This is a genomic window from Cupriavidus phytohabitans, assembly GCF_017815025.1.
GTDB lineage: Bacteria > Pseudomonadota > Gammaproteobacteria > Burkholderiales > Burkholderiaceae > Cupriavidus.
The window spans coordinates 1-683 of sequence record NZ_JAGIQB010000228.1 but is presented as its reverse complement, the minus strand read 5'-3'; the positions used below and the strand labels follow the sequence as shown (position 1 = coordinate 683).

General features: G+C 52.6%; 1 protein-coding gene. It reads left to right on the top strand.

What is annotated here, in order from left to right:
- Positions 1 to 69: 69 nt before the first annotated feature.
- Entirely contained in the window at positions 70 to 648 is a 579-nt protein-coding gene (locus J8I34_RS34260) for a LysR substrate-binding domain-containing protein (RefSeq protein ID WP_209808613.1), read from the top strand.
- Positions 649 to 683 lie beyond the last annotated feature (35 nt).

Below are 683 nucleotides of genomic sequence, written 5' to 3'. Positions count from 1 at the left end.
GAAAAATAGCGAGCCCTTCAGCCTTGTAGAGGCAAGCTTCGCTTTTTGCGCGGCTAGTACTTCAGCAGCCTGCTAAGCGTCGAGCTTGACGTGGTCTCTTCTGAGGCCGCGAATCAGCGATTGCTGTCCGGAGAAGCTTCCATTGCTATGGTTTTCAGCCTGAGTCCTCAGCCAGATGTACAGGTGCAGTTCACTCAGAATGCTCCGGTCATGGCGCTCATGAGCAACGAGCATCCACTTGCCGATCGTTCAACAGTTGAGCTCGCAGACCTGGCGCATTACCCCATATTGCTGCAAGACAAGGGAGCGACAAACCGTCAGCTATTCGACATTGCATGCAATGTTGATGGCGTTGAAATCACGCCGGCGATTACCAGTCGATATGTCGGCGCCCTTTATGGCTTTGTGAAAACTCTACCTGGCGCAATCATGCCGTCGGGATATCTCGCCATTGCTGGGCTATTGCGACGGGATGAACTGGTAGCCGTACGATTTTCCAATCCACTATTGACGCAACGCCGGCTGCAAATCCGCACGCTTGCAGGGCGCCAACTGGATGATCTTGTCCGCGAGTGCATAGAACATATCAGCGAAGACTTACGAAAGGTAAGTATTCACGAGAAACGGATTTCAAACTTTGAGCCGTAGCCGGAGAGAAGTTTCTCGATCTCGGCGTCGATGGT